Genomic DNA, 10,252 nt, shown 5'->3' on the forward strand with positions numbered 1-10,252 from the left:
TAAAGAAATTAGTTTGATTAAAACTAATTTCAACAATAATTGTCAATTCTCCATTGTCAATTGTCAATTTTTAAAGGGGTGATGTGATGACTGGAAAAGCTCATGTAAGTGTAGGAGCAAGCGTTTTTGTTTTCTTAAGTCAAAGATTGCCGGGGAAATATGTATTAATAAGTCTAGTGTTTTCAATAGTAGGAGCACTGCTTCCTGATGCAGACCATCCTAAAAGTTTTTTCAATAAATATGTACTACCTTTTAGAAATAATGCTACAAAGGTGATATTTTATTGCTTTTTAGGTACGTTAGCATTGTACATAGATAGTTTTTATAAAAGTGACCCAATATTGAAGGTAATAGGCATAACCTTAATTCTCTTAGGGTTATCCACTCATAGAACAGGTTTTACTCATAGTGTTTTTGGTATGTTAATTTTTACAGGAATTTTAGCAACTTTTTGTACCGCATATAATCTGGGAAAAACATATTACTATTTTTTAGCAACTTATGGCTCGCATTTGATTTGTGATATGTGTACAAAACAAGGTATACCTGTTTTATATCCAATAAATAATAAAAAGTTTAAATTTCCCTTTGCTTTTAGTACCAACTCTCTTAGAGGAAAGGTCACTGAAAATATAATTATATTATTGAGTATTATTTATGTATCTTTAAACTTACCTAAATTCTTTTAACTAAAGAGGTGATAAAATTGTTCGATTTCCAATTCCATCTTAAAAATTTACCTAATAATCCTGGGGTATATTTAATGAAAAATTCTCTTGGAGAGATAATTTATGTTGGAAAAGCTAAAAATTTAAGGAATAGAGTAAGACAATATTTTCAAAGCTCTAAAAATCATAGTGAAAAGGTTAAGGCTATGGTTAAGCATATTGCAGAATTTGAATATATTGTTACAGATTCAGAAATAGAAGCTTTAATATTAGAGTGTAATTTAATTAAAAAATATAGTCCAAGATATAATATTTTATTAAAAGACGATAAGAGTTTTCCATTAATTAAAATAACAATAAATGAGGATTTTCCACGGGTTATTGTTACTAGAAATATGAGTAATGATGGTGCAAAATATTTTGGACCATATACTGATGCTACAGCAGTATATACGACTTATGAGCTAATTAAAAAAGTTTTTCCACTTAGAACTTGTAAAAGGATTATAAAGGAAGATGGAGTATCTTCAAGACCTTGTCTTAATTATCATATAAATCTTTGTAAGGCCCCTTGTGACAAACTTATTTCTAAAGAGGAGTATAGAAAGATTGTAGATGATGTTATAGATTTATTAACGGGAAAAGATAAGGAAATTGTGAATAAGATAAAGATAGAGATGGAAGATGCCTCAATGAATTTAGATTTTGAGAAGGCAGCTTCTCTTAGAGATAAGCTTTTAGCTATTGAAAAGATAAATGAAAAACAAAAAATTATAAGTGTGCATTTCGAAAACGAGGATTTTATTGCTATATCACAGGATGAAAAAGATAGCTGCGTTCAGATCTTTTTCTTAAGAGATGGAAAGATTTTAGGAAGAGAACATTTTATATTAGATGATACAGGTAGTGAAGAGCCAGGAGAGGTTATAAGTAATTTTATGAAAAGTTTCTATGGTGGAACTGCTTTTATTCCTAAACAGATTTATGTTTCTCATATTGAAGATAGTGAAGTATTAGAGGAATATCTTTCTATGAAAAAAGAATATAAGGTAAGTATTAAAGTGCCAATTAAAGGTGAAAAGAAAAAAGTTTTAGACATGGTTCAAAAAAATGCAAGTCATGATTTAGAAATGTTTAAAATTAAACATAAAGCGGATAAAGAATTACAAAATATCGCATTAGCAGAATTGACGGATGCCTTAGGACTAGATGAAGTACCGCAGAGAATTGAAGCCTATGATATTTCTAATATAATGGGAATGGACTCTGTTGGAACTATGGTAGTATTTCAAGATGGAAAACCTAAAAATAGTGACTATAGGAGATTTAAGATTAAAACTGTAAAAGGAGCTAATGATTATGAGTCAATGAGAGAGATATTGACTAGAAGATTTAATCATGGATTAGAGGAGATTAAAAAAATTAAAGAAAATAAAATTTCTTTAAGTGCTGGTAAATTTTCAGTATTTCCTGACCTTATCATGATGGATGGAGGAAGAGGACAGGTAAATATAGCACTAGAGGTGCTAAAGGAATTAAATATTAATATTCCAGTTTGTGGAATGGTTAAAGATGATAAACATAGAACTAGGGGATTAATTTATGATAATGAAGAATTACCTATAAGGATTAGTTCACAATGTATGCATTTAATTACAAGAATACAAGATGAAGTACATAGATTTGCTATTACTTATCATAGATCCTTAAGAAATAAAACTACATTATATTCTATATTAGAGGATATACCTAGAATAGGGGAAAAGAGAAGAAAAGAACTACTTAAGAAGTTTGGCAGTATAGAAAATATTAGAAATGCAAGTGATGAAGAATTATTGTCAACACCTTCTATGGATATTAGAGCTGTTGAAAGTATAAAAGAATACTTCAGTAATCTTCAAGAAAATAACTAACAAGTATGCATATTTATTTCAATTATTATTAAGTATAATAATATTATTTAATAAAAAATATCTTAGGCAACTTTAATTAGTTATTTTTTAGATACTTTAAGAAAAATTAAGGAGTGATTAACTTGAAATGTGTAGTAGATGTTCATACTCATACAATTGCTAGTGGTCATGCTTACAGTACTTTACTTGAAAATATAAAAGAGGCTTCTAATAAAGGACTTAAAGTTTTAGGAGTTTCAGATCACGCACCACAAATGCCTGGAGGACCACATTTATTTCATTTTGCTAATTTGGATGTAACTCCAAGAAAACTTTACGGTGTTAAAATTTTAAGAGGATGCGAAGCTAATATAATTGATTATGAGGGCAATATAGATATCCCAGAAAGAATTGGAAATAAATTAGATTATATGATAGCAAGTTTACATGATGTATGTATAAAGTCCGGAACAGTGGAAGAGAACACAAATGCCTTAGTTAAGGTTATGGATAATAAGAATGTAATGATTATAGGCCATTCAGGAAATCCACGTTTTCCAATTGATGCAGAAAAAGTAGTAATGAGAGCAAAGGAAAAAGATATAATCATAGAACTTAATAATAGTTCACTTAATGGATCAAGAAAAGGTAGTGATGAAAACTGCTATAAAATTGGAGAGCTTTGTAAAAAGCATGGGGTAAAAGTTATATTTGGTAGTGATGCTCATACTTGTTTCAATATAGGTGAATTTGATTCTGTGAAAAAGCTTGTGAGAGATATACAAATGCCCGATGAGCTGATAATGAATTATGATGAGAAAAAATTTATAAATTATTTACAGAAAAAAGGTAAAATTGTTTAATAGTTATTGATTATACTATACTATATAAATTATACTATATATTGTGTGTAAATAATTTTTTTTGGAAGAGGTAGGAAATGAATCAAAACAAGGAATTGCTTATCGAATTAAAGAGTATATTGAAAGAAGAAAATATAGTATTAGATGCACCAATGAAAGATCATACATCCTTTAAATTAGGTGGACCAGCGGATATAATTGTATATCCAACTAATTATGAGGAAGTAAAAGAAATCATAAAACTATGTAATAAGCATAATGAAAGTTATTTTATATTAGGCAATGGCTCTAATCTACTTGTTAAAGATGGTGGAATAAGAGGAGTTGTTATAAAGTTTTCCAAACTAGACAAAGTTAAAGTTGTAGAAAATAGAATAATTGCTCAAAGTGGTGTATTACTTTGTGATGTATCTGATGCTGCACTAGAAGCTTCATTAACAGGTTTTGAATTTGCTTGTGGAATTCCAGGAAGCATTGGAGGAGCAACTACAATGAATGCGGGAGCATATGATGGAGAAATGTCTAAGGTTATAGAGAGTGCACTGGTAATTGATAGAGAAGGAAATTTTAAAACTCTTTCAAAAGAAGAATTAGAGCTTTCTTATAGAATGAGTGCAATAATCAAATATAATTATATTGTATTAGAAGTTACATTAAATCTAAAGCCAGGGGTAAAGGATTTAATAAAAAATAGAATTGATGAATTGACATCAAGAAGAATACAGAGACAACCATTAGAATATGCATCAGCAGGAAGCACTTTTAAAAGACCAGAAGGGTATTTTGCAGGAAAGCTTATACAAGATGCTGGTCTTAAAGGATTAAATGTTGGAGATGCTGAAGTTTCAGAAAAACATTCAGGATTTATTATAAATAAAGGGAGTGCAAGTGCTCAGCAGGTTTTAGAATTAATCACATTAGTTCAAAAAAATGTTTTTGAAAGTTTTTCAGTAGAATTACACACAGAAGTAAGAATAGTCGGTGAAGATAAATAATAAAGTGGTGACTTTTAGTCGCCACTTTATTAAATTTAAAAATAAACTCTTTATTTAGAGTAGTTTTTTAAAGGCAGTATAAAAATATTATATACATTTTTAATTCTTAGTATAACAAGAATTAAAAATGTAGTACTCACAAAAATTAAGGTAACTATGGTATAATACTATATGAAAAATATTATTATAATGTATAATGAGGGAGTTATATATTAAATTTAGATATAATGAATAACAAAGGCTACTTAGTGAAAATTTAATTTATATAATATTTTAATTTCATAACAAAAAGTCTTTTTTAGAAATTTAAAATTAAGAATAAGAAATTAAGAATTATGGTTAAAATTCCATGGTCAAAACCTTCAGAGTTTTTTAGAATAAATTCTATTTTAAGAAATTCAATAAGAATGGATTTTGTTCCAAATTTGGATTCTTAACTATTAATCCTTAATTTTAAAAGTTACTCTATTTTTATAGAAAAGTTATTTTACAGAGTATATTTTAAATTTTTACATGAAATTCTTATAGTATATTAATAGAAAAAATATATATTAAAATAAAGGATGGAGTTATATGAGATTTGTTATAGTTACAGGAATGTCAGGAGCGGGAAAGACTCAAGCTATAAGAAGTCTTGAAGATTTAGGATATTTTTGCGTTGATAATCTTCCGCCAACATTAATTCCTAAGTTTGCAGAGGCTTGTTACCAAACTGAGGGAAAAATAGATAAAATTGCTGTTGTTGTTGATATAAGAGGAAGAAAGTTTTTTGATGATTTATTTGATAGCTTACAGCATTTAAATGAAAGTGGATATAAATATGAAATATTATTTTTAGAAGCCACTGATGAAGTAATAGTTAAGAGGTATAAAGAATCAAGAAGAAAGCATCCATTAGCACCTGAAGGCAGAGTAATTAATGGAATTACTATTGAAAAGAAAAAATTAAAGGCTGTTAGAGAAAAAGCCAACTATATTATAAACACAACTAAATTGAGCAATAAAGATTTAAATGAAGAAATAACTAATATTTTTGGTGAGCAGGGACAAATAGAAACTCAGCTATTTATAAATGTTTTGTCCTTTGGATTTAAATATGGAATACCAGTAGATTCAGATTTAGTATTTGATGTACGGTTTCTACCGAATCCATACTATATACCAGAATTAAAGCCTTATTCAGGCAATGATAGACCAGTAAGAGATTATGTTTTAAGTAAAGTAGAAACAGAGCAATTTGTAGATAAACTAATAGATATGCTAGAGTTTCTACTACCTAATTATAAAAAAGAGGGAAAAAGGCAGCTTATCATTTCTATTGGCTGCACAGGTGGAAGACATAGATCTGTTGCAATCGCAAATAAAATACATGAAATTTTAAGTCATAGTGGATATAGTGTAACAGTTGATCATAGGGATGTAAATGAAGATATAAGTAGAGGTGCAGGGAAGCTATGAAGCTTAAATACTGGTTGAGGCCAGGCATAGGTATTAAGAGATGGATTGGTCAAATGTTATTTGGAATATTTATTTTCATATATGGTATTTTAGAGATTATAAATAAAAGTTCTCTTGGAAGTAAATATATATTATTTTTTATTGGAATAATTACAATAGGAGTAGTAATTACTTATAACGGATTTAAAGGTTATACTAAGAAGATGCTTTCTTTAGGAAGTTTAGATGTGGACAGTTTATCTTTTAATAAAAAAAGCTTAGGGGAATTAATATATGAGAAAAAAATATTAGTAAAAGGGCCTAAAATTGTAGTAATAGGTGGAGGAACAGGACTTTCTACCTTATTAAGTGGCTTAAAGAGATATACTAGTAATATTACAGCAATAGTTACAGTTGCAGATGATGGCGGTGGTTCAGGACTTCTACGAAAGGACTTAGGAATGCTTCCGCCAGGAGATATAAGAAACTGCATAACTGCATTGGCTTATACAGAGCCGATTATGGAAGAATTGTTTCAATATAGATTTAAAGATGGAAGACTTGAAAATCAAAATTTTGGAAACTTATTTTTAGCAGCTATGGATGGAATATCAGATAATTTTCATGAAGCAGTTAAAAAAACTTGTTCTGTTTTAGCAGTAACTGGAAGAGTTATTCCTGTTACTTTAGAAAATATAACTCTTTCAGCACGATTAAAAAATGAGTTTATTATTAAAGGTGAATCAAATATTCCTAAACAATGCATAAAGTTTAAAAGCGGAATAGATGAAGTTTATATTGAACCTAGAGGTGCAAAGGCAGTACAAGATGCAATTGATGCCATACTAGAAGCAGATGCAGTTGTATTAGGGCCTGGAAGTCTCTATACTAGTATCATTCCTAATTTACTAGTAGACGGAATTAAAGACGCCATTCTTAAGACTAAAGCTATAAAGATATATATATCAAATATATTAACTCAACCAGGAGAAAGTGATAATTATAGTGTCCAGGATCACATTAGTGCTATTTATAAACATTCTTCAAAGGATATAGTAGACTATGTAATTGTGAATAGTGAAGCTTTAAGTGAAGAAGATAAGCAAAAATGTTTGAATAAAAATCCTCAATTAGTAATGTTAGATGAAGAATATAATTCGGATCTAGGTGTTGAATATATTAAGAGTAATTTTATAAAGCTTAAAAATGGATATATAAAACATGATGAGGACAAATTAGCAGCAATTTTAGTAGAAACTGTTATGAGAAAGAAATTATTTTATGATGAGAAAAGAATCTTGGAATTCTTTTATTTATCACAGATGCTAAAAGAGTTTAAAGAGGATAGGGAGAAAAATTAGTTATGTCGTTTTCACTAAAGGTAAAAAATGAAATATGCAGGTATACTGACCTAAATAAAAAAGAAGCAATAGCTGAGCTTTCTGGAATAATGAAAGCTAGTGGAACTTTAGGCCTTGGAGCTAATAAAGCAATGAGCTTTAAAGTTATTACTGAAAATCCAGCTATTGCTAGACTTATATTTAAACTATTAAAAGAGCATTTTAACATACATACAAAGTTATTAGTAAAAAGAAGCAATTCATTAAAGAAAAATAACGTATATGTAGTTATGATAACAGAAGATATGAATGTTAAGGAATTATTATTGGAAGTAGGAGTTCTAACTAATAAGGATTTTTTAGGATTAGACTATAGTATTCCTAAAAGAATAATAAGTGAAGAAAGTCATAAAAGAGCTTATATTAGAGGTGCTTTTTTAGGTGGAGGAAGTATTAGCAATCCTGAAAAAACTTATCATTTAGAATTTGTAACCCATAATTTAGATTATGCAAATGAGTTGAGTAATCTAATTAATAGTTATGGATTATCTTCTAAGGTGATTCAAAGAAAAAGCAGTTATGTGATTTACATTAAAGAGGGAGAACAAATTGTGGACCTATTAAATATTATAGGTGCTCATAGTTCTCTTTTAGAGCTTGAAAATATAAGAATAATGAAGGAAATGAGAAACAATGTAAATAGACTTGTTAACTGTGAAACTGCTAATCTAAGTAAAACAGTAAATGCAGCGGTAAGACAGGTTGAGAGTATAAAAATGATTCAAAATGAGATTGGACTTAATAGATTACCAAAAAACTTAAGAGAAATTGCAGAGTTAAGATTAGAATATCCTGATGAATCTCTAAAGGAATTAGGTGGAATGTTGAATCCTCCAGTAGGTAAATCAGGTGTTAATCATAGACTTAGAAGAATTGAAAAGATAGCTGAAGAACTACGGAAGGAAGAGAGATAAATCATGTCAAAGCACGAAGAGATTATAAAGTATATACTCTCATTGGATATAGGAACTAAAATTTCTGTAAGAGGTGTAAGTAGTGAACTAGGAGTTAGTGAAGGTACTGCTTATAGAGCTATTAAAGAGTGTGAGGCTATAGGCATTGTTAATACAATCTCAAGAGTTGGAACTGTTAGGGTTGAAAAATTAGAGAAAAAGCATATAGATAAATTAACATTTGGAGACATTGCTAATATTGTTGAAGGAACGATAATAGGTGGAGAAGATGGAATTGATAAGGCTTTAGATAGATTTGTAATTGGTGCAATGGAAGTAGAAACTATACCTAAATACATAAATCCAGGATCATTACTTATAGTAGGTAATAGGGAAGAAGCCCAAAAACTTGCGCTTGAAAATCACTGTGCAGTACTTATTACAGGAGGGTTTGAGTGCAGTGAAGAAATTATAAATTTAGCAGATGAAAAGCATCTTCCTCTTATTTCCTCTACCTATGATACCTTTACAGTGGCTAGTATGATTAATAGGGCAATTTTTGAAAATAATATAAAAAAGGATATTATTTTAGTGGAAGATATAATGGAAACTCATCCTTCTTACCTTACTATAAAAGATGATATTAAAAAATTGAAGGATTTAGTTAGTGAAACTGAACATGAAAGATATCCTGTTATTGATGAAGATCATAAAGTTGTTGGAATTGTTACTTTAGCAGATATTCCCAACAATACAGATGATAGTGAATTAATAGAAAAAATTATGATAAAAGAACCTATAGGTGTTTCACCTACTACTACATTAGCTTATGCAGCTCATATTATGGCATGGGAAGGGATAAAACTTTGCCCTGTAGTTAATAAGAAGAAATTAGTAGGAGTTATATCCAGAGAGGATGTTATTAAAGCTATGCAAATAGCAGTAAGACAGCCTCATGTAGGGGAAACTATGGATGATTTAATAATAAAGAATTTTGAGTTTGAAGCTCAGAAGGATACTATGCATTTTTGGGGTGAAATAGTGCCGGAAATGTTAGATTCTATAGGCACAGCATCATGGAATGTACTCAATATGATGCTTTCAACTATGGGAACTATGGCACTTAGACAAAATAGTAATGCAAATGTAGCAATAGATAGTTTCTCATCATATTTTACAAAACCTGTTCAAATGGGAAGAGTAATAGATGTCTATGCTGAAGTTCTAGATAGAGGAAGATATTATTCAAAGGTAGAAATATCTATGTATAACAGTCAAAAAGAATTAGTTGCAAAGTCAGTACTTTCAGCGAAGGTATTAAAAAAATAAACTTAATATTAAAAGATATAAAATATTATAATTAATGGCCCTAGGATAGTTTTAATTCTAGGGGTTTTTAATGGAGAAAATTTATTTTACATAAATTCTTCACTTTTCATTCTTAATTTTTAATTCATGGTAAAAATTTTATTATGGAAATTAAAATCATGTATAAGTTAAATTCCTATTATGGAATCCTATATATGATTTAATAAAAATAACCTATATATAAGGAGGGGGACTATGTTTACTCATATTGTATTTTTTAAATTAAAAGAAGCTACATACGAGAATTTACAAAAATCTAAAAACATTTTATTATCTATGGAGGGAAAAATTCCAATGCTTAAATACCTAGAGATTGGAGTGGATGAACTTCACACAGAACGTTCATATGATGTAGTTTTAATTACAAGGTTTGATTCACTAGATGATATGAATGCTTATCAAACACACCCTTATCATGTAGCACAAGTATTAGCACCATTAAAAGATATGATTGAATCTTCAAAAGCTGTAGATTATGCTCAGTAATAAAAATGTTTGCAAAAAGGATTTCAAATACTAAATAAAATTCATAATGTACAGTTCACAAGATGTAATTGCTAAAGAAATTAAAAATTAGTTTTTAAAATTCCTAGTTTTGATGAAATTGTGAACTGTACGTTGAAGTGAACTACTACCGCTTACTTCGTTGAAGTGGTAGCTTCGTGGTCAATACTCCCAACGGAGCAAGTTTACCCACGCTCAAAAGGTCGAACTAACCTCCTTATAATACCAAAAT

The 10,252-nt window shown here is 29.1% G+C and carries 9 protein-coding genes; all 9 read left to right on the forward strand.

What is annotated here, in order from left to right:
* Window positions 1-86: 86 nt before the first annotated feature.
* Window positions 87-689 carry a metal-dependent hydrolase gene (locus tag B3603_RS10570; RefSeq protein WP_291564387.1) on the forward strand — a complete coding sequence of 201 codons (603 nt, stop codon included), beginning with the start codon at window positions 87-89 and terminating at the stop codon, window positions 687-689.
* Between the two features lie 17 nt (window positions 690-706).
* The gene (gene uvrC, locus B3603_RS10575; RefSeq protein WP_291564389.1) at window positions 707-2,581 is read left to right on the forward strand and encodes an excinuclease ABC subunit UvrC; all 1,875 of its coding nucleotides are present in this window, start codon (window positions 707-709) and stop codon (window positions 2,579-2,581) included.
* A 122-nt stretch (window positions 2,582-2,703) separates the two neighbouring features.
* The gene (locus B3603_RS10580; protein WP_291564392.1) at window positions 2,704-3,423 is read left to right on the forward strand and encodes a phosphatase; all 720 of its coding nucleotides are present in this window, start codon (window positions 2,704-2,706) and stop codon (window positions 3,421-3,423) included.
* A gap of 77 nt (window positions 3,424-3,500) precedes the next feature.
* Window positions 3,501-4,418 carry a UDP-N-acetylmuramate dehydrogenase gene (murB, locus tag B3603_RS10585; RefSeq protein ID WP_291564395.1) on the forward strand — a complete coding sequence of 306 codons (918 nt, stop codon included), beginning with the start codon at window positions 3,501-3,503 and terminating at the stop codon, window positions 4,416-4,418.
* Window positions 4,419-4,991: 573 nt separating this feature from the next.
* Window positions 4,992-5,876 (forward strand): RNase adapter RapZ, encoded by an 885-nt coding sequence (gene rapZ / locus B3603_RS10590; RefSeq protein WP_291564396.1) that lies wholly within the window; start codon window positions 4,992-4,994, stop codon window positions 5,874-5,876.
* Window positions 5,873-7,216 (forward strand): gluconeogenesis factor YvcK family protein, encoded by a 1,344-nt coding sequence (locus B3603_RS10595; RefSeq protein WP_291564399.1) that lies wholly within the window; start codon window positions 5,873-5,875, stop codon window positions 7,214-7,216. Before rapZ ends, B3603_RS10595 begins: the two co-directional genes overlap by 4 nt.
* A 2-nt stretch (window positions 7,217-7,218) precedes the next feature.
* The gene (whiA, locus tag B3603_RS10600) at window positions 7,219-8,169 is read left to right on the forward strand and encodes a DNA-binding protein WhiA (protein ID WP_291564402.1); all 951 of its coding nucleotides are present in this window, start codon (window positions 7,219-7,221) and stop codon (window positions 8,167-8,169) included.
* Window positions 8,170-8,172: 3 nt separating this feature from the next.
* Entirely contained in the window at window positions 8,173-9,477 is a 1,305-nt protein-coding gene (locus B3603_RS10605; RefSeq protein WP_291564405.1) for a DRTGG domain-containing protein, read from the forward strand.
* Window positions 9,478-9,711: 234 nt separating this feature from the next.
* A complete protein-coding gene (locus B3603_RS10610) occupies window positions 9,712-10,002 on the forward strand; it encodes a Dabb family protein (protein ID WP_291564408.1) in 291 nt (96 codons plus the stop codon).
* The last annotated feature ends 250 nt before the right edge of the window (window positions 10,003-10,252 follow it).

The organism is Clostridium sp. UBA2485, from assembly GCF_002341865.1.
Classification (GTDB): domain Bacteria; phylum Bacillota; class Clostridia; order Clostridiales; family Clostridiaceae; genus Clostridium_J.